Raw genomic sequence first — 18515 nt, forward strand, 5'->3', positions numbered from 1 at the left:
CCGCCGAACCGGCACAATGGTCAATCCGCCCGCATCGGAGGACAGGACATGGCCGATCTCGTCACCGGCGAGGCCGTCGCGCTCGACATCCGGGTCGCGCGGCTGGCCAGCCGCGCCTGCGCCGTCCTCCTCGACCTGCTCTTCCAGCTGGTGCTGCTGAACATCGTCGTCTACGTCGTGGCGATGACCTCGCTGGTGGCCGACGACGCCTGGACGGTGGGTCTGACGCTGCTCGCCGTCGTCGCGGTGGTCGTCGGGTATCCGTGCGCGTTCGAGACGCTGTCGCGGGGGCGGACGCTGGGCAAGATGGCCCTCGGGCTCCGCGTCGTCGGCGACGACGGCGGCCCGGTCCGGTTCCGGCAGGCGCTGGTGCGGGCGCTCGCCGGGTTCGTCGAGTTCTGGGTGCTCTACGGGTCGCCCGCGCTGATCACGTCGTTCTGCAACCGGCGCGGCAAGCGGCTCGGCGACCTGTTCGCCGGGACGATCGTCATCCAGGAGCGGGTGCCCGCGTCGGCTCTGCTGGGTCCCGTCGCGGTGATGCCGCCGCAGCTCGCCTGGTGGGCGCGGAACCTGGAGCTGTCCATGCTCTCGGACGAGCTGGCGATGACGGCCCGCCAGTACCTTTCGCGGTTCTGGGAGCTGCTGCCGGAGGTCCGCGACTCGCTGGGGCACCGGATCGCCTCGCAGGTCGTCGCGGTGGTGAGCCCGCCGCCGCCGGCGGGGGTGCGGCCGGAGATCCTGCTGTCGGCCGTCCTCGCCGAGCGCCGCCACCGCGAGGAGCTGCGGCTCGCCGAGCGCCGGGCGCGCCGGATGCGCCGTCTCGGGTTCCCCGCGTGGGGGTCCGCGCCTGTGCCCGCGCCCGTCCCGGCGATGGCGGCGGCGGGGCCCGCGCCGTACGGCCCGCCGCGGCAGGGGCCTCCCGCAGCGCCGCCGTTCAGCGCTCCCCGGCCCGGGCAGCCGCAGTTCCTCCCGCCGAATGACTACGGCGCCGGGCCGTACCAGAACGTGCTGAACGCGCCGCGGCCGCCCGCGCCGTATCCGGCGGGGCCCGGCGGGGGTCCGCCGCCGCGGGGTCCGCATCCGGGCTACTGACAAACGCCCTAGCCCGGAAGCGAGCGCAGCTTCTCGGTCAGCGTCGGGCGCAGCTTCTTCAGGCACAGCACCGGGCGGAAGGCGCCCTCGCTGGTCATGTAGTCGGTGGCCTCGGCCGGGCACTCCTTCGTCGTCGCCACCCTGCCGACGACCTTCGCTATGGCGTCGCTGGACCCGCACTGGGCCTTGCCCAGGTCACCGATGTTGAACGAGGGGTCCTCGATGCAGTCCCCGGGGGACAGCACGCCGCCGCCCGGGCCCAGGCACAGCACCGGGTTGGCGGCGTTCCCGCCGCCGAAGGACCGCAGCTTCATGGTCTCCAGCGTCTTGGCCGGGCACGCGTTCTCCGCGTTCACGCGAGCGATCACCTTGCCGTACCAGTCCGTCTTGGAGCACGGCTGCTCCTTGCCGAAGCCGATGGAGCCGCTGCTCACGCAGTCGCCCGCCGAGAGGAACGCCCCGCCCGCCCCGGGGTCGCCCGGGTGGGCGCCCTTGAGGTTGCGCACGCACGCCTCGTAGTAGGTCTTGTCTTCCTTCTTCTCGCGAACGTTGGTGAAGCCGTCCGTGCCGCTCGGGCAGTCGGGCTCGGCGCGCGAGCCGAACTGGAAGGCCGACGCCTCCTTCTTGCCGACGACCTTCACCACCTTGGCCTTCGCCTTGGCGTCGTCGCAGCTCACCCGGAGGCTCGGCGGAATCCTCTTGCCGTCGTCCGCCCCGAACCCGGTGTCCACGCACTGGTCGGCCTTCACGGGCCCGGTCGGCGCGCCCGTCCCGTGGAGCGCCAGGAAGGCCACGCCCGCCAGCGCGACCACACCGGCGACCGCCACGGCCACCCACACGATCGGCGAGGGACGCTTCACCGGCGGCGGACCCGGCGGCCCGGCGGGCGGGAACGGTCCGCTCATCGGCGGACCGCCCATCCGCGGACCCGGCATCGGCGGGCCGGGCATCGGCGGCCGCCCCTGGCCGTGCCCCTGCGCCTGGCCCTGCCCCTCCGGAACCTGCCCGTACACGCCACAACCCCCCATACCTGATCTTGCCGGACGAGTACGTGAAGATACCGCACGCCAGGTCAGGGCAGGTTCGGCGGGGACTCCAGGGCGGTGAGCTCGATCCCGGGCGCGGCGAGCACGACGTCCCCGGCGAGGTGCACCGGCTCGACCTCGCCCGTGGACAGGTCGGTGACCTCGTACTCCGAGACGGGCAGCGGCACGGTGTCGGTCTCGTGGACGGACGTCCCGGCCAGCCGCCAGCGCCACAGGGCCGTCAGCGCCGACAGCGACGTCCCGCTCAACCGGACGAGGCGGACGTCGGTCTGCGCGCCCTCGTCCAGCTCCAGGGAACGGGCGACCGCGATCAGGAACCCCGGCGAGTCGTGCAGGAAGCCCGACGCCCGCTCGCTGTGCTCGGTGCCCGTCTCACCGGCGGCGCGCACCCACGCCAGCCCGCGGCCGGTCACGCCGCCGCGCACCCACCAGCCGGGCGTGACGATCTCGACGCGTATCTGGCGCCAGCGCGCGTCCACGACGAGGTCGACGCGGACGCCGTCGGAGCGCGTGGAGGTGTACCGCCACCCGGCGGGCCCGGGCGCGCACTGGAAGCGCTCCTCAAGCCCCTCGTCGAGGTGCAGGTACGTCCCGGCGGGCACGCGTCACGACCCGATGCGCCAGGAGTGCAGGTAGTCCTCCTGGTCCGGGGTCAGCAGGTCGATGGAGACCGACATCGAGGCCAGCTTGAGCCGCGCGACCTCCGTGTCGATCTCCTTGGGCACGTCGTGGACGGCCGGGGACAGCGACGCGTGGGACGTGGCGAGCCACGCGCACGTGAGGGCCTGGTCGGCGAACGACATGTCCATCACGGCCGCCGGATGCCCCTCGGCGGCGGCGAGATTGACCAGACGGCCCTCCGCGAGCAGGACCAGGCGCCGCCCGTCGGCCAGCACGTACTCGTCGGTCTGCGGCCGGATCCCGTGGTGCACCTCCACGGCCATGTCGCTGAGGGCCCGCACGTCGATCTCGACGTCGAAGTGCCCGGAGTTCGCGAGGATGGCCCCGTCCTTCATCACGGCGAGATGGTCGGCGTTCACGACGTCGCGGTTCCCGGTGACCGTGATGAAGACGTCGCCCTCCACGGCCGCCCGGGCCATGGGCTGGACGGCGAAACCCTGCATGGTCGCGTCCAGCGCCTTCACCGGGTCGATCTCCGTGACGACGACGCGCGCGCCGAGGCCCCGCGCGCGCTCGGCGAGCCCGCGCCCGCAGTAGCCGAAACCGGCGACGACCACGGTCTTGCCTGCGAGGAGCGTGTTGGTCGCACGCACGATCCCGTCGAGCGTCGACTGGCCCGTCCCGTACCGGTTGTCGAACATGTGCTTGGTGTCGGTGTCGTTCACCGCGACCACGGGGAACTTCAGCGCGCCCTCGCGGGCCATCTGGTGGAGCCGGATGACGCCCGTCGTCGTCTGCTCGCACCCCGCCTTCACGGTGCCGAGCAGATCCGTCCGGTCGGTGTGCAGGGTGTTGACCAGGTCGCACCCGTCGTCCAGGACGAAGTCGGGCTCGGTCTCCAGCGCCTGGTGGATGTGCGCGTAGTACCCCTCGCGGTCGGTGCCCGCCCGCGCGAACACCTCGGCCCCGTACTCCTCCACGAGCGCCGCGGCGGTGTCGTCCTGCGTCGACAGCGGATTGGACGCCGCCAGCGCCACGCTGGCACCGCCCGCCTGGAGGGTGCGGATGAGCCCGGCGGTCTCGGTCGTGATGTGCATGCACGCCGCGACCCTCAACCCGTCCAGCGGCCGCTCGGCGGCGAACCGCTCCCGGATCTGCCGCAGCACCGGCATGCTCCGATCCGCCCACTCGATCCGCTTGACGCCCTCGAACGCCAACGACCGATCCGCGATATCGCTCATCAACACACCCTCACGAAGTAGCTGCCGGACGGGAAGAACCCCCGTCCGGCAGCCCTAAAACACGCCCACTCTCCAGCCGGTGCCAGCGATCGCCGTGTCGCAGCGACCTCAGCCACCACCGCCACCCCGCAACAACCTCAATGGCTGCGATCGCGTCCGAAGGCAGATTCGAGCGAAGCAAGAACCTGATCGCGCAGCGAGCCGCAAGGCGAGCCGAAGCGATGCCAGCGATCGCCCGCTTTTATCGACGATGGAGGGCCGCCAGGCCCGAAGAAGGAGAGAAAAGCAGAAAACTCAGTACCGGTAGTGGTCGGGCTTGTAGGGGCCTTCCACGTGGACGCCGATGTAGCTTGCCTGCTCCTTGGTGAGCTCGGTGAGCTTGACGCCGAGGGCGTCGAGGTGGAGGCGGGCGACCTTCTCGTCCAGGTGCTTGGGCAGGACGTAGACGCCGATCGGGTACTCGTCGGTCTTGGTGAACAGCTCGATCTGCGCGATGACCTGGTTCGTGAAGGAGTTGGACATCACGAAGGACGGGTGGCCGGTGGCGCAGCCGAGGTTCATCAGGCGGCCCTCGGCGAGGACGATGATGGAGTGGCCGTCGGAGAAGCGCCACTCGTGCACCTGCGGCTTGATCTCGATCTTCTCGATGCCCGGGGTCCTGGCGAGCCCGGCCATGTCGATCTCGTTGTCGAAGTGCCCGATGTTGGACACGATCGCCTGGTGCTTCATCCGGCCCATGTGCTCGGCCGTGATGATGTTGAAGTTGCCGGTGGTGGTGACGAAGATGTCGGCGATCTCGACCACGTCGTCCAGGGTGGTGACCTGGAAGCCGTCCATCGCGGCCTGCAGCGCGCAGATCGGGTCGATCTCGGTGACGATGACGCGGGCGCCCTGGCCGCGCAGCGCGTCGGCGCAGCCCTTGCCGACGTCGCCGTAGCCGCAGACGACGGCGACCTTGCCGCCGATCAGCACGTCGGTGGCGCGGTTGAGGCCGTCGATGACCGAGTGGCGGCAGCCGTACTTGTTGTCGAACTTCGACTTGGTGACCGAGTCGTTGACGTTGATCGCCGGGAAGGCGAGGGTGCCGGCCTTCGCCATCTCGTAGAGGCGGTGGACGCCGGTGGTGGTCTCCTCGGTGACGCCCTTGATGGCGGCGGCGGCCTCGGTCCAGCGGCCGGGCTTCTCGGCGATCGTGCGGCGCAGCGTGTCGAGGATGATGCCCCACTCCTCGGGGTCGTCCTCGGTGGCGGTCGGCACGGCGCCCGCCTTCTCGTACTCGGCGCCCTTGTGGACGAGGAGCGTCGCGTCGCCGCCGTCGTCCAGGATCATGTTGGGGCCGGTGCCGTCCGGCCACTGCAGGGCCTGGTCGGTGCACCACCAGTACTCTTCGAGCGTCTCGCCCTTCCACGCGAACACCGGGACGCCCTGCGGGGCGTCGACGGTGCCCTCCTTGCCGACGACGACCGCGGCGGCCGCGTGGTCCTGGGTGGAGAAGATGTTGCAGGAGACCCAGCGGACGTCGGCGCCGAGCTCGACCAGCGTCTCGATCAGCACGGCCGTCTGGATCGTCATGTGCAGCGAGCCCATGATCTTGGCGCCGCGCAGCGGCTTGGCGGCGGAGTACTCCTCGCGCACCGCCATCAGGCCCGGCATCTCGTGCTCGGCGAGCCGGATCTCCCGGCGCCCGAAGTCGGCCAGCGACAGGTCGGCGACCTTGTAGTCCATGCTTTCGTTGCTCCCTTGGTCATGTGCGCGCCGTCGGGTACGCGAGGTCGTGACGGGCGAGTGCACGGCCGCGTCAACGGGGGCGAGTCTACGGGCGGCGAGCACCCCGAAGCACGGTCGAAGAGGACTTCCTGACACTGATTTGTCAGAATTGGCGCCATGCGTATCACGGAGGCCGCCCGGCGGCTCGGCACCTCGCCCCGGATGCTCCGCTACCGCGAGGCCCTCGGGCTCCTGCCCGTCACCCGCGAGACCGCCCTCGCCAGGCCCGGAGGCGGCCACCGCCGTTTCGGGGAGGCCGAACTGCGCGCGGTCGCGCTGGCCCTGGCCCTGGAGAAGCGCTACGACATCGGCCCCGCCGAACTGGCCTTCGGCCTGAGAGTCCTGGCCGAGCCCCAGGTCCAGGCCCACGTCCGCGAACTGGGCGAACGCATAGGCCGCCTCTCCGCCCCACCCACCCGAGCCCTGGACTTCGAGAAGGAAAAGGCCCTGCGCCTCCTCCGCAGGCGCCCATGAGGGCGTCTCAGCTCGCGCTTTCTCCGGGGACTACTACGCCGGATTCGTAGGCGAGCATGACCGCTTGGGCGCGGTCGCGGAGGCCCAGTTTGGTGAAGACGCGCGCCACGTGCGTCTTCACCGTGTGCTCGCTGACGAAGAGGCGCTGCGCGATCTCGCCGTTGGACAGCCCGCCCGCGATCAGGACGAGCACCTCGGTCTCGCGGGCGGTCAGCGTCGACAGCTCCGACGGCGCCTGCGGGCGGTTGCGCCGCTGCTTGGTGAACTCGCGGATGAGCCGTCCCGTGACCTGCGGGGCCAGCAGGGAGTCGCCGCGCGCCACCACCCGGACCGCCGAGACCAGCTCGTCGGCGGTCGCGTCCTTCAGCAGGAAGCCGCTGGCGCCGACGGCGAGCGCGTCGTAGACGTACTCGTCGACGTCGAACGTGGTGAGCACCAGCACCCGGACCTCCTCCGAGCCGGGCAGCGCGAGGATGCGGCGGGTGGCCTCGATGCCGTCCATGCCGGGCATCCGGATGTCCATCACGACGACGTCGGGGCGGCGGCGCTCGGCGAGCGCGACGGCCTCGCGGCCGTCCCCGGCCTCGCCGATCACGGTGATGTCGTCCTGGGCGGCGAGCAGGGCGGCGAACCCGGCCCGCACGATCGTCTGGTCATCGACGATCATCACGTTGATCACAGCGCCCGCCCCGGGGGCGGGGGGACGACAGGGTCAGGGGCGGCCGGGCGGCGCCTGCGAACCGTGTCCACGGATGGAATTCCCCTCACTCGTCACCGGAAGCTCGGCCTCCACCAGGAACCCGCCCTGGGTGGCCGGGCCGGCGGAGAACCGCCCGCCCAGCATGGTCGCACGTTCCCGCATCCCCACGAGGCCGTGTCCGCCACCCGATCCGGACGTCTCCAGGCGGGTGCGGCCGTCGTCCGCCGGGGCCGGGCCCGCGGAGCTCGGTCCACCTGTACGCGCGCCGGGATCGCGGGGGTTCAGGACCTGGGTGGCCGCGGAGGCGCCGCCGTCCTGGACGCGGACCGCGAGCCGGTCGGGCAGGAACGTCAGGTCGACGCGGACGCCGGCGCCGGGCGCGTGCCGCCGCGCGTTGGTCAGCGCCTCCTGGACGATCCGGTACGCCGACAGCTCCACCGTGGTGGACAGGGCGCGCGGGTCGCCGTGCACGTTGAGGTCGACATGGCCGCCGGCGCCGCGGTGCTGCTCGATCAGGTCGGGTAGCCGGTCCAGGCGCGGCTGCGGGGAGTTCGCCGCCTCCGGTTCGGGCGTGGCGTCGGCGCGCAGCACGCTGAGCAGCCGCCGCATCTCCACCAGCGCCTCCCGCGCCGTCTTGGCGATCTCGGTGTAGCCGGCGCGGGCCTCGGGCGAGAGGCTGTCCATCGTGTACGGGGCCGTCTCCGCCTGGACGGCGATCATGGAGACGGAGTGCGCGACGACGTCGTGCAGCTCCCGCGCGATGCGGGCCCGCTCGCGCATGACGGCCTGCTCCCGCTGGACGGCGGTGAGCCGGGTGAGGGTCTCGTTGGTGCGCTCGGCGGCCTCGGCCTCCGTCCGGCCGGCGGACTCCACGACGCGCCGCGCGTCCCCGAGCCCGATGGCGGCGAGGACCGCGACGATCGGCGCCGGCCAGGGGATGTCGTCGAGCGTGCCCGTCGCGAGGTAGACGACCCCGAGGGCGGCGACGCTGCCGACCGCGAGGACGCCGGTGGACTGGCGGGGCAGCCGCCGTCCCAGCGCGTACAGCGTGTAGAGGGCCGAGAAGCTGGTCGTGACCAGCAGGATCTGCCCGGTGAGCAGGCCGGCCGCGACCGCGCTGAGCACGACCGCCGCGACGGCGCGCAGGTTCTCCCGGCGCCACACCAGCGGGAACGTCGCCGCGACCGCGAACCCGCCCGCCAGGCTGACCGGGGAGTCGACGCGCGGCGCCAGCTCCGCCAGCGCCGCGATCGTCAGGGCGAGTCCGGTGAGCGGCGCGAAGTACCAGGCTCCGACGACCTCCCGCCACGTGTTGATCCAGCGGGGCAGCGGCGCCGTCTGCCCGGGCCCGGCCCCGGGGCCGCGCCCCGCGCCGCCGTTCAGCCGGGCGCCGAGCCTGGTCGCCAGCGGCCGCAGGAGCGTGCCGATGCCGGTGAGGATCCACAGCAGCAGTTGCCCGACCCCCGCCACGATCCGGCCGGACAGCCGCCACGCGTGGTGCGCGACGGCTGGGCCGAACCCCGCGGGGCCGGGTCCGGTCCGGGCCTTGTCATCGGTGGTCACCCCTCAATACTGACCGCTGAGGCGGGCGGTGGCCTCACCGTGCGGGTGTATGCGGATCGCGGGGATCCGCCTGGAGTACCAGCCGCGATCCCTCCTTGAGGGGGACGTGCGGACGAGCGCCGCGAACGTAGTGTCTTAATCGTGACCGCGACGGTGGCCATCGCCGACGTAGGGGGTTCGGCGGGGCCGCCGCGGTCACACCAGAACCGCCCGGTTTCAGGGGTCCGGGCGGGGAGGCATGGGAAAGCACCTCGCCGGACGGCCGCGGCTCGCCTCCTCGGAGGCACTCGCCGGTCTCGCCTGGGCTGGGGTTCGGCCGGCGCCTGCGGCGGCCGCCCGGCGAGGGGTCCCGTGCCCGCGCGGCGCGTTGGACGGACCGCGCGGAGCGTCCCGGTCAGGAGGACGCGGGCGTCTCTGGCTGCGCCTCCACGGCGTGCGCGCGGGAGGCCTCGTCGAGCGCCGGCTCCAGGTAGATGAGCTTCGCCTCCGGGATCTGCGCCCGGACCCTCGCCTCCGCCGCGTCGATCCCGCGGGCCACGTCGGCGGCGGTGTCGTCGTGGTTGACGGCGATCTTCGCGGCGATGAGCAGCTCGTCCGGGCCCATGTACTCGGTCCTGATGTGGATGAGGTGGTCGACCTCGTCCACCGACTCCAGCGCCTCGATGATCCGCCGCTCGGTCTGCGGGTCGACGCCCTCGCCGATCAGCAGGCTCTTGGTCTCGATCGCCAGGATCGTCGCGACCACGCCGAGCAGCAGGCCGATCGCCACGGTGCCGACGCCGTCCCAGACGCCGTCGCCGGTGGCCACCGCCATGGAGACGCCGAACAGGGCGAGGAACAGGCCGACGAGGGCGGCGAGGTCCTCCAGCAGCACCACCGGGAGTTCGGGGGCCTTCGCGCGCCGGATGAACGCCCACCACGACTGCTCGCCGCGGACCTCGTTCGACTCCTTGATCGCCGTGCGGAACGAGAACGACTCCAGGCCGATCGCGATGATCAGTACCGCGAACGCCCAGATCGGGGACTTGACCTCCTCCGGGTGGGAGATCTTGTGGTAGCCCTCGTAGAGCGAGAACGCCGCACCTACGGTGAACAGGACGACCGCGACCACGAACGCGTAGAAGTAGCGTTCGCGCCCGTACCCGAAGGGGTGCTGGGGGGTCCGGTCCCGTTCGGACCGCTTGCGGCCGAGCAGCAGCAGCCCCTGGTTCCCGGAGTCGGCCACCGAGTGGATCGACTCCGCCAGCATCGACGACGAACCGGTGAACGCGAACGCGACGGCCTTCGACGCCGCGATCCCGAGGTTGGCGGCCAACGCGGCGACGATGGCCTTCGTTCCACCCTCAGCACTCATTTACGCAATCCTCGCTCTGAGCTCTTGAACGGCAGGCTCGGACGCAGGGTCCACGCCGAGCGCGATAGCCAAGTAAACCGTGACATAGTCGACCAACGCGATCAGCGACGCGACTCTCTCCAGCGGATGGTCGCCCTCCGCCCGCATCTCGGTGACCGCCACGCCCCTGTCGCGGGCCAGCGCGGCGGACGCCTCGGCCCGCCTCCGCACCCGCGGATGCTCCCCCGCGTCCCGCAGGAGGACCAGGTGCAGGCCGTGCTCCGGCTCGTCCAGCCGGTCGCGGAAGAAGTCGTCCGGGTCGGCCGGGGAGCCGGCCCGCGCGAAGAACCCGTCGAACACCGCGACCTGGTTGCGGCCGGCCTCCGGAAGCTCCCCGAACACCGCCGGGTACTTGGCGTTCTCGTTGAGCTGGCAGCACATCCGGTACGCCGCCGCGACGGACGGGTCGGAGGCGCCCCACACCAGCGGCACGTCGCCCGCCAGGTCGAGCGCGAGGCGCTTGGCCGGGTTGACGAACGGCTCGCTGGACGGGCGGCACCGGTGCGCGACGTCCTCCAGCAGCACCGCCGTGGACTCCAGCACGGCGTCGGGGACGTCCGCCAGCCGCAGCGCCCGCGCGGCCAGGACGAGCGGGATCGTCAGGCCCCACAGCGTGGAGCGCGGCCGCCCGGCGGACCGGACGGGGACGAAGACGCCCCGGCTCCTGCCGGCGAGGTCCGCCAGCGGCGAGTCCTCCCCGCCGACGGCCAGCAGGCGGCAGCCGCGCCGGGCGGCCTCCGCGGCGACCTCCAGCGTCTCCTCGGCGGCTCCCGAGGACGAGACCGCGACGACCAGGTCGGCCGCGCCCGCCCAGCCGGGGAGCCGGGGACCGCGCACCGTCGAGATCGGGACGGCGCAGCCCGTGCCGCACACCGCCGCGAGCACGTCGCCGGGCACCGCGCCGGAGCCGGTGCCGACGACCACGACCGCGCGGGGCCGGCCGTCCTCGGCCAGGCCGGCGACGCCGGCCTCCGCCGCCGCCCGCCGCGACTCGCGCACCTGGGCCGCCGACGAGGCGACCTGCCGGAGCATCCCGCCGGGATCCGCCGCCTCGGCCGCCTCCGCGCTCTCCAGCCGCGAGGGGTCGAGGGAGACGCTCACGGGGCGGGGGTCCTGGCCTCGTCCACCAGGAGGACCGGGATGTCGTCGCGCACCGGGTAGGCGTAGCCGCAGGAGCCGGTGCACACGAGCTCGTCGGCCTCCTGGTCGGCGCGCAGGTCGCCGCCGCAGTTGGGGCAGGCCAGGATCTCCAGGAGCCAGGAGTCCAGCTTCATCGTCATGGCAGCGTCACTTCTCCCTTGCAGTCACTTTTCCCGGCCCGGTCACTTCTCTCTGACCAGGGCCAGGACCTCGTCGCGGATCGCCGCCATGGTGTCCTCGTCGCCGGCCTCGGCGTTCAGGCGCAGCAGCGGTTCGGTGTTGGACGGCCGCAGGTTGAACCACCACCCCGCGGCGTCGTCGCGGACGGTCAGCCCGTCCAGCTCGTCGACCTCGACGCCCGGCCGCGCGGCGAAGGCGTCCCTGACCTTCGCGGCGGCCGCGGCCTGGTCGTCGACCTCGCTGTTGATCTCACCCGACGCGGCGTAGCGGGTGTACTCGCCGAGCAGGTCCGACAGCGGCCCGTCCTGCTGCCCGAGGGCGGCGAGGACGTGCATCGCCGCCAGCATGCCGGAGTCGGCGAACCAGAAGTCGCGGAAGTAGAAGTGCGCCGAGTGCTCGCCGCCGAACACCGCGCCGGTCTCGGCCATCGTCTGCTTGATGAACGAGTGCCCGACCCGCGTCCGGACCGGCGTCCCGCCGTACTCGGCGATGATCTCCGGCACGGCCTTGGAGGTGATCAGGTTGTGCACGATCGAGGAGCCCGGGTGCTTGGCCAGCTCCCGGGTCGCCACCAGCGCCGTGATCGCCGACGGGGAGACGATCTCGCCGCGTTCGTCCACCACGAAGCAGCGGTCGGCGTCGCCGTCGAAGGCGAGGCCGATGTCGGCGCCGGTCTCGCGGACCTTGGCCTGGAGGTCGCGCAGGTTCTCCGGCTCGATCGGGTTGGCCTCGTGGTTGGGGAAGGTGCCGTCCAGCTCGAAGTACATCGGGACCAGGTCGATCGGCAGGCCCTCGAACACCGACGGGACGGTGTGGCCGCCCATGCCGTTGCCCGCGTCCACGACGACCTTGAGCGGGCGGATGGACGACAGGTCGACCAGCGTCTTGAGGTGGTCGGCGTAGCCCTTGAGGATGTCGCGCCGCGTCACCGTGCCCGGTTCGCCGTCGTAGGCGGGGACGCCGTTCTCGATCATTTCGCGGATCTCGCCGAGGCCGGTGTCGCGGCCGACGGGCCGGGCGCCGGCGCGGCACAGCTTCAGCCCGTTGTACCGGGCCGGGTTGTGGCTGGCGGTGAACATGGCGCCGGGCAGGTCGAGGCTGCCGCTGGCGTAGTAGAGCATGTCCGTGGAGCCGAGCCCCGCCTCGATGACGTCCGCGCCCTGGGACGTGGCGCCGCGCGCGAAGGCCTCGGCGAGCGGAACCGACGACTCCCGCATGTCGTGGGCGGTGACGATCGCGTCGGCCCCGGTGACGCGGACGAACGCCGCGCCGGCCGCCTCGGCGGTCGCGGGGTCGAGCTCGTCCGGCACCACGCCGCGGATGTCGTACGCCTTGAAGATCTTGGCGAGGTCGCCCACTCCTGCTCCCTGTCCGAAGAACCGTGCGCGGAAAACGGCAGGCTCACGAGCCTACCGGGAAGGGCGGGCGCGACCCGCCGCGGCGTCGGACCGGGGATCGGGGCCGGGAGGACCGGGTCGGGGCGGGCCCCGCCGTCACTCCTGGCCGGGCTGCGTCCCGGCGGGTTCGGAGCGGAGCACGCGCAGGTGGCCGCGGCGGCCGACCTCGGTGCCCTGGCCGACCGGCTCGTGGCCGGGCCCGGGAGCGGGCCTCGCGGCCTCGCGGACCGCGTCGGCGAGGGCCTCCAGGTCGTCGGCGCTGGGCTCGGACTCCTCCTCGACGGGGAGCCGCACCAGCTCCCACCCCATGGGGGCGGTGAGCCGTTCGGAATGCTCGGCGCACAGGTCGTAGCAGTGCGGCTCGGCGTACGTTGCGAGCGGCCCCAGGACCGCGGTGGAGTCGCGGTAGACGTACGTGAGCGTGAACACTGCGGGCGCCTTGCAGGCGGTGCGGGAGCAAGTGCGGACGGGGCTCACGATGGCTGACCGTACCTCCCCCCACCCGGCTCCGCCACCACCCCGGCGCACGTGTCGCCGTTACCGGGCGATTTCCTTGGTAACAACTACAATCCGTGAGGACCTCCTTCGCGGAGCGTGCAGGATCGGGCCGTGCGTGAGGGCCGCCACGCGAGCGGAGGTACGCTTGGGGCGTGCGATCCCGTGTGGCAGGCGTACGGCGCCGCGATCGGCACGGTCGTGGCCTCCGTGGTCCTCTGACGCCCCCGCAGGCGCCCATCTCACGTACCCGCTCGGAACGGTTCGCCGACCTCGTCGACGACGAGGTCCGGCGGCTGGGCGCGCGCTGGGGCCGCGAACTGGCCCGGGTGGAGTTCGCGGTCGAGGAGGTGCCGGGGGCCGATCCGCTGTTCGACGGGCCCGTCCTGCTCGGCCAGACCCTCCCCGGAAGCGGCGACCTGCCGGTGCGCATCGTCGTCTACCGCCGCCCCGTCGAGGCCCGCGCCGCCGGTGAGGCCGAACTCTCCCAGATGATCCGCGACCTGCTCGTCGAGGAGGTCGCCGACCTGCTCGGCCTCTCCCCCGAGTCCGTCGACCCCAGCTACGACACTCCCGACGACTAGCTGTGTTTCACAGTCCCGGCCCACTTCGGGACAGGCCCTAGCGTCGGGGATCAGTTCGGGGTCAGGGCGGTCTGGGAGTCGGCGGTGGCCGGGAGGCGCAGGGCCGTGGGCGCCGGGACGATCGGCAGCACGGTGAACAGGTGGTCGCCGCCCTTGCCGGTGGCGAGCATGCGGGACGCGTAGACGGGGGCGGACCCGGGCCTCGGCGTGATCACGACGCCGAAGGAGGCGTCCGCGCCGCCGCCGGGGGCGGCGAGCCCGGTCTCCACCGTCCGCCCCGCGGGGATCTCGACCTGCCGGGGAGAGCCCGCGCCCTGCCCGTTCATGGTCGTGACCTGGACGCTCGCCGCGCCGGACGGGGCGGTCAGGGAGAGGGACGAGTCGAAGCGGTTGTCGGCGACGACGCCGGGCGCCGACGCGCCGAGCGGCGGCGTGGCGGTGCCGTAGGCGACGTCCGCGCCGCGGTCGGCGGCGAACCCCGCCAGGATCGGGCGGTCGGCGACGAGCCGGACGGCGGCGGCCCTGCCGGACAGGGCGCCGTCGAGGGGGACGGAGGTCACGGTCTTGCCGGGGGCGTCCAGGACGTCCTGGCCCTGCGGGGCGAACGCGCCGGCCGAGGTGATCACCTGGACCCTGATCCGGGCGTCGGCCTCGCCGGGGACCGCGACCAGCAGCCGGCGCCCGCCGGAGCCGCCCGGCACGCCGGGGACGAGGGCGGAGGCCGCGGGCGCGGCGGACCGCGGCAGCCACTCGACGCCCTTCTTCTTCCCGATCCGGACGCGCAGGGACGCGGCGACGCGGCCGCTGGTGGTGTGCACGCGCAGGGCGAGGTCGGCGGCGGTCTTCACGATGTCGCCGAGCCCTTCGGGCGACCCGCCGATCTTCACGACGCGGGTGGTGTAGGGCTCGACGGGCGTGCCGCGCCCCTCGGTGGTGTCGAGGGGGCCCTCGCCGGACAGGGCGGAGATGTCGACGGACGCGGGCTGCGCGTCGACGTTGGTCAGGTAGAGGTCGAGCCGGTCGGCGGCGACCGGCCCGGGGCCCATGAACCACAGGTCGGTGCCGGGAGCGGCGCAGCGGACGCCGGCGAGGCCGCGGTCGTCGCCGCCGTCCTCGTAGGTGGTCTGCTCCGCCTCCAGCCCGCCGGCGATGGGCCCGGTGGCGCGCAGGGTGTAGGAGTCCTCGCCCGGCTCGGCGTCCTTGCTCCAGCCCTGGCCGGGCGACGTCATGGACCCGAGCGGAGATCCGCCCTTCGTCGGGGTGAGGTCGACGCGGCCGCCGCCGTCCTTCCGGGCGAGGGACTGGACGGCGAGGCGGCCGCCCTCGTGTCCGGGGCAGACGGCCACGGCGTGCGTGACCGCCGCGTCGCGGCCCTTCTCGGACGCCTCGCCCGGACGGGAGAACGTCGCGGCGCCGTAGAGGGCGGCGACGGCGACGAGCATGAGGGCGGCGGTGGCGTAGCGCATGCCGAGAAGCCGCAGGACCTTGTCCATCAGGACACCTCCTCCGGGCTGGGCTCGCCCGTGCCGGTCTCCCGCGCGTGCTCCAGTGCCGCGGAGGACTCCGGCGGCTCCGCGGTCGCGGCGGGCGGCAGTGCGCGCTGGACGCGGGCTCGGGGCGCGCGGCGCCGTCCGCGCCGTCCGCGGCGGCGTTCCCGTTCACCGGCGAGTGTCAGCGTGTCGGTCTGCGCGCCCGGCAGCGCCAGGACGGCCACCAGCAGGACGGCGACCCCCTGGATGACGACCCAGATGTGCCGCGTCGTCATCGAACGGGCCAGTTCGAACTCGCCTCCCGTGGTGGGGATGACGTATCCCTGCGCCCAGCCGTCCACCGTCCGTGCCTTGAGGTCGTGGCCGTTCAGCGCGGCCCGCCACCCACCGTCGGCTGGCTCGGCCAGGAGAAGCGTGCGCGGGCCAGTGCCCGGCGGGATTCGCACGCGGGCGTTGACACGTCCGGCAGGCAGAGGCGTGACGGTCGAGCCTTGCAGAAGCATCATTCGCGCAGACGTCGCCTGGAGCCGCCACACGGCGAACGTGCCGGTGCGGCTGAGGCGCGTCAGTTCGGGCGACGCGTCCAGAACCTTGGTGAGCGGATCCTGCGCGGGGTGCGGCACCAGCAGGTACTGGACGCCCATCCGGGTCAGCGCGGGCCCGTCGTCGCCCTCCCGGCCTGCGGCCAGACCGGCGACGAGGTCGTCCATGCGGTCGTCGGCTCGGCCCTTCACGGTGACCTCCGCTTCCCCCAGATGGGGCCGCGTGCCCCTGAGCACCGTGTAGGAGACCCGTCCGGTGGGTTCCCGGTGCAGGACGAGGGTCCTGACTCCGCCGGTGCCCTGGACGAACTGGGGGACCGTGTCGGGGTCGACCCTCCCGAGCGGGCCGCCCGCGCCGCCCGCCACCCAGAACGCGGCCGCGAGAACGGGGGCCGTGAGCGCGGCGACCAGCACCGCCGCCCCGCCCGCCTTGTAGATCAGGTGGCTGCCGGCGAGGACCTCGGTGGCGCGCTGGACGGCGGCGGTGGCGGCGAGCAGCACCCCGGCGCCCGCGAACAGCAGCGCCAGACCGGGCCACACCGGCGCCTCGTCCGCCCCCTTGGTGACGGTGGCGGCGCTGCTCAGCACCGCGACGAGCAGCCCGAAGACCGCCAGCAGCCAGCCGGCGAGCACATGGCCCCGGCGGCCGCGGAGCGGCAGCGCGCAGACGGCGACCGCGAGCAGCCCGGCGAGCGCCCACCGCGCGGGTGTGCCCGGCCCGCCCGGGTCGAGCGCCAGCAGGTCGGCCGGGGCGGCGGGGGCGAACCGCCGGTGCAGGCCCGCCTCCGTCAGGAAGCGGGACGGGTGGAGCAGCAGGCCCGCCGTCCACGGCAGCGTCAGCAGCGGCGGGACGCCGAGCGCGATGGCCAGGCCGCGGCGGCCCTGGCGCCCCGGCCGGTCCAGCAGCGCCCAGACCATCCCGGCGGCCAGCAGGGCGGTCGGCCAGATCAGCGGGACGAAGGACATCGCGACGGCGAGCAGGAGCGCGACCGCCCAGGCGGCCCTGCCCGCGCGCTTGCGGCGCGTCCGGGCGTCCAGCCCGGCGGCCCGCGACCGGGGGAAGCCGTAGAAGCGGGCCGCGTGCACGGCGATCAGCGGCAGCAGGACGAGGACGGCGCAGGTCCCGATCCGCCCGCCCGCGACGGCGCCGGTCGCGGCGGGAAGCAGCGCGTACACGGCGGCGAACCAGGCGCGGACGGCCGACACCGGGACGCGGCGGCCGGACGCGCGGGCGCGCCGTCCCGTCCGCGGCGCCTCCACCACCAGCAGCCGCGACGCGCGGTAGGCGGCGAGCCCGGCCAGCGGGACGCTGCCGAGCAGCAGGAACGACACGGCCAGCCAGGGCTTGCCGAACGCGGCGGTGGACAGCACGGCGAGGACCCCGACGTACGGGGGGCTGCCCGCGTCGGTGCCGAGCCCGACCGGATGCCACCCGGACAGGTACTGCGCCCACAGGTCGCTCGCGCCGCCCCACGCGGGGACGAGCGCGCCGCCGCCGAGCCGCCCGGCGGCGGTCGGCAGGGAGCGTTCGGCGGCGGCCGCGACGGCGGTCAGGCCGAGCGCGAGCAGCACGCCGGGACGGGCGAGGAAGCGGCGGATCGGGCCGGGCTCGTCGGCCGTGAGGTCGTCGTCCCTGTCCTCGCGTTCGCGCTCGTGGGCGGCGAAGTACTCCGAGACCGCCTCGCCGGCCCGGCGCAGCACGACCCAGCGCGTCAGGAACCGCCGGACGCTGCGCCGCGCCCGCGTGCGGCCCTCGGCGCGGGCGGCCCGCGCCCGCCGGAGCCGCCCGGGCGAGCGCAGCACGTCGCCGAGGGCGCGCAGCTCCTCGCGCGCCATGCCCGGCCGTTTGGTCGCCACCAGGACGAGGGCGTGCGCGAGCGACGCCCACACGTTGCGGACGAGGGTCCGCGCCATCGCCCCGAGCGGCTGGTTCGCGAGCAGCGTGAGCAGCGCGTTGCGCCGGTCGCGGCGGGCGGGGTGCTCGGCGGTCATGCCGATGCCGCGGAGCCCGCGGCGGGACGCCTCCGCGTGGTAGACGACGGCGTCGCTCGCGGTGACCACCCGGTACCCGGCGGCGTGGACCCGCCAGCAGAAGTCCAGGTCGTCGCGGAAGATGCCGTACTCGACGTCGAAGCCGCCCAGCCTCTCCCACACGTCGCGGCGGACCAGCATCCCCGCGCTGCCGACCGACAGGACGTCCCGGACGCCGTCGTGCTGGCCCTGGTCGAACTCGCGCCGGTCAAGGCCGGTGTGGCGGCGCCCGGCGGCGTCGACGGTGACGCCGAGCTCGCGCAGGACGCGCCGGTCGTCCCAGTCGCGGACCTTGGGGCCGAGCACCGCCACGTTGGGGTCGGCGTCGGCCGTCCGCAGCAGCCGGTCGAGCGCCTCGCGGTCGGGCGCGCAGTCGTCGTGCAGCAGCCAGATCCACTCGGTGCGGGGCTTGCGGGCCCCCTGGGCCTGGTCGGCGTGGTGGGCGGGGGCGGACTCGTCCTCCGGGACGGGCGCGGTCGCGGCGTCCTGCCGCAGCGCCTCGGCGATGGCCTCGCCGTAGCCGGTGGTGCGGGGCAGCGTGAGGACCGCGTCCTCCCCGACGACCTCCGCGAGGACGGCGGGGCCGCGGTCGGCGCTTCCGGTGTCGACGGTCACGAGGCGCTGCACCGGGCGCGACTGCGTCAGCAGCGCCTTCAGCGCCTCCGGGAGCCACCGCGCGCCGTCGTGCGCGACGAGGACGGCGGTGACGACATGGCGATCGAGGGTGGGGGCCAAGGGTGGCTCGATCTGTGGGGCGGA

Annotated in this window: 16 protein-coding genes; 3 read left to right on the forward strand and 13 right to left on the reverse strand. The window is 73.8% G+C overall.

The annotated features are described in order from the left end of the window. The first annotated feature begins 48 nt into the window (after positions 1–48). Positions 49–1092 (forward strand): RDD family protein, encoded by a 1044-nt coding sequence (locus tag BKA00_RS22605; RefSeq protein WP_185028038.1) that lies wholly within the window; start codon positions 49–51, stop codon positions 1090–1092. Positions 1093–1100: 8 nt separating this feature from the next. Here the strand turns inward: BKA00_RS22605 and BKA00_RS22610 are convergent, their stop codons facing one another. The 4 genes from BKA00_RS22610 to ahcY (BKA00_RS22625) form a co-directional block, all read right to left on the reverse strand. Continuing rightward, a complete protein-coding gene (locus BKA00_RS22610; protein ID WP_185028040.1) occupies positions 1101–2105 on the reverse strand; it encodes an LppU/SCO3897 family protein in 1005 nt (334 codons plus the stop codon). Between the two features lie 59 nt (positions 2106–2164). Continuing rightward, the gene (locus BKA00_RS22615) at positions 2165–2740 is read right to left on the reverse strand and encodes a hypothetical protein (RefSeq protein WP_185028043.1); all 576 of its coding nucleotides are present in this window, start codon (positions 2738–2740) and stop codon (positions 2165–2167) included. Between the two features lie 3 nt (positions 2741–2743). Next, positions 2744–4000 (reverse strand): adenosylhomocysteinase, encoded by a 1257-nt coding sequence (ahcY, locus tag BKA00_RS22620; RefSeq protein ID WP_185028045.1) that lies wholly within the window; start codon positions 3998–4000, stop codon positions 2744–2746. A 294-nt stretch (positions 4001–4294) separates the two neighbouring features. After that, positions 4295–5725: an adenosylhomocysteinase gene (gene ahcY / locus BKA00_RS22625; RefSeq protein ID WP_185028047.1), complete on the reverse strand. Its 1431-nt coding sequence runs from the start codon at positions 5723–5725 to the stop codon at positions 4295–4297. A 159-nt stretch (positions 5726–5884) separates the two neighbouring features. On the opposite strand from ahcY (BKA00_RS22625), the gene BKA00_RS22630 reads away from it, so the two are divergent. Next, a complete protein-coding gene (locus tag BKA00_RS22630) occupies positions 5885–6241 on the forward strand; it encodes a MerR family transcriptional regulator (protein WP_185028048.1) in 357 nt (118 codons plus the stop codon). Positions 6242–6248: 7 nt separating this feature from the next. Here BKA00_RS22630 and BKA00_RS22635 read toward each other — a convergent pair whose 3' ends face one another. The 7 genes from BKA00_RS22635 to BKA00_RS22665 form a co-directional block, all read right to left on the reverse strand. Next, a complete protein-coding gene (locus BKA00_RS22635) occupies positions 6249–6920 on the reverse strand; it encodes a response regulator (protein ID WP_230298677.1) in 672 nt (223 codons plus the stop codon). Positions 6921–6953: 33 nt separating this feature from the next. Then, positions 6954–8504 (reverse strand): sensor histidine kinase, encoded by a 1551-nt coding sequence (locus BKA00_RS40545; RefSeq protein ID WP_185028052.1) that lies wholly within the window; start codon positions 8502–8504, stop codon positions 6954–6956. A gap of 394 nt (positions 8505–8898) precedes the next feature. Continuing rightward, positions 8899–9858: a cation diffusion facilitator family transporter gene (locus BKA00_RS22645; protein WP_185028054.1), complete on the reverse strand. Its 960-nt coding sequence runs from the start codon at positions 9856–9858 to the stop codon at positions 8899–8901. After that, positions 9859–10998, reverse strand: a complete 1140-nt coding sequence (locus BKA00_RS22650; protein WP_185028056.1) for an SIS domain-containing protein — start codon at positions 10996–10998, stop codon at positions 9859–9861. Further along, positions 10995–11177 carry a Trm112 family protein gene (locus BKA00_RS22655; RefSeq protein ID WP_185028058.1) on the reverse strand — a complete coding sequence of 61 codons (183 nt, stop codon included), beginning with the start codon at positions 11175–11177 and terminating at the stop codon, positions 10995–10997. The genes BKA00_RS22650 and BKA00_RS22655 overlap by 4 nt, the downstream gene beginning before the upstream one ends. 42 nt (positions 11178–11219) lie before the next feature. Continuing rightward, a complete protein-coding gene (locus tag BKA00_RS22660) occupies positions 11220–12575 on the reverse strand; it encodes a phosphomannomutase/phosphoglucomutase (RefSeq protein WP_185028060.1) in 1356 nt (451 codons plus the stop codon). 135 nt (positions 12576–12710) lie between these two features. Continuing rightward, a complete protein-coding gene (locus BKA00_RS22665) occupies positions 12711–13091 on the reverse strand; it encodes a DUF3499 family protein (RefSeq protein ID WP_185028062.1) in 381 nt (126 codons plus the stop codon). Between the two features lie 173 nt (positions 13092–13264). Between BKA00_RS22665 and BKA00_RS22670 the strand changes: the two genes are divergently transcribed. Beyond that, on the forward strand, positions 13265–13693 hold the full coding sequence (locus tag BKA00_RS22670; protein WP_230298678.1) for a metallopeptidase family protein: 429 nt from the start codon (positions 13265–13267) through the stop codon (positions 13691–13693). Between the two features lie 50 nt (positions 13694–13743). Here BKA00_RS22670 and BKA00_RS22675 read toward each other — a convergent pair whose 3' ends face one another. Both BKA00_RS22675 and BKA00_RS22680 read right to left on the reverse strand, forming a co-directional pair. Beyond that, complete coding sequence (locus BKA00_RS22675) at positions 13744–15186, reverse strand: DUF5719 family protein (RefSeq protein WP_185028064.1); 1443 nt, start codon at positions 15184–15186, stop codon at positions 13744–13746. Then, on the reverse strand, positions 15186–18491 hold the full coding sequence (locus BKA00_RS22680; protein ID WP_185028066.1) for a glycosyltransferase family 2 protein: 3306 nt from the start codon (positions 18489–18491) through the stop codon (positions 15186–15188). The genes BKA00_RS22675 and BKA00_RS22680 overlap by 1 nt, the downstream gene beginning before the upstream one ends. Positions 18492–18515: the final 24 nt, after the last annotated feature.

This window comes from Actinomadura coerulea (assembly GCF_014208105.1).
GTDB lineage: Bacteria > Actinomycetota > Actinomycetes > Streptosporangiales > Streptosporangiaceae > Spirillospora > Spirillospora coerulea.

Bases quoted from the DNA above. Each gene is read 5' to 3' on its own strand.
- BKA00_RS22605 (WP_185028038.1), top strand. From the start codon at position 49: ATGGCCGATCTCGTCACCGGCGAGGCCGTCGCGCTCGACATCCGGGTC.
- ahcY (WP_185028045.1), bottom strand. From the start codon at position 4,000: ATGAGCGATATCGCGGATCGGTCGTTGGCGTTCGAGGGCGTCAAGCGG.
- ahcY (WP_185028047.1), bottom strand. From the start codon at position 5,725: ATGGACTACAAGGTCGCCGACCTGTCGCTGGCCGACTTCGGGCGCCGG.
- BKA00_RS22630 (WP_185028048.1), top strand. From the start codon at position 5,885: ATGCGTATCACGGAGGCCGCCCGGCGGCTCGGCACCTCGCCCCGGATG.
- BKA00_RS22645 (WP_185028054.1), bottom strand. From the start codon at position 9,858: ATGAGTGCTGAGGGTGGAACGAAGGCCATCGTCGCCGCGTTGGCCGCC.
- BKA00_RS22655 (WP_185028058.1), bottom strand. From the start codon at position 11,177: ATGACGATGAAGCTGGACTCCTGGCTCCTGGAGATCCTGGCCTGCCCC.
- BKA00_RS22675 (WP_185028064.1), bottom strand. From the start codon at position 15,186: ATGGACAAGGTCCTGCGGCTTCTCGGCATGCGCTACGCCACCGCCGCC.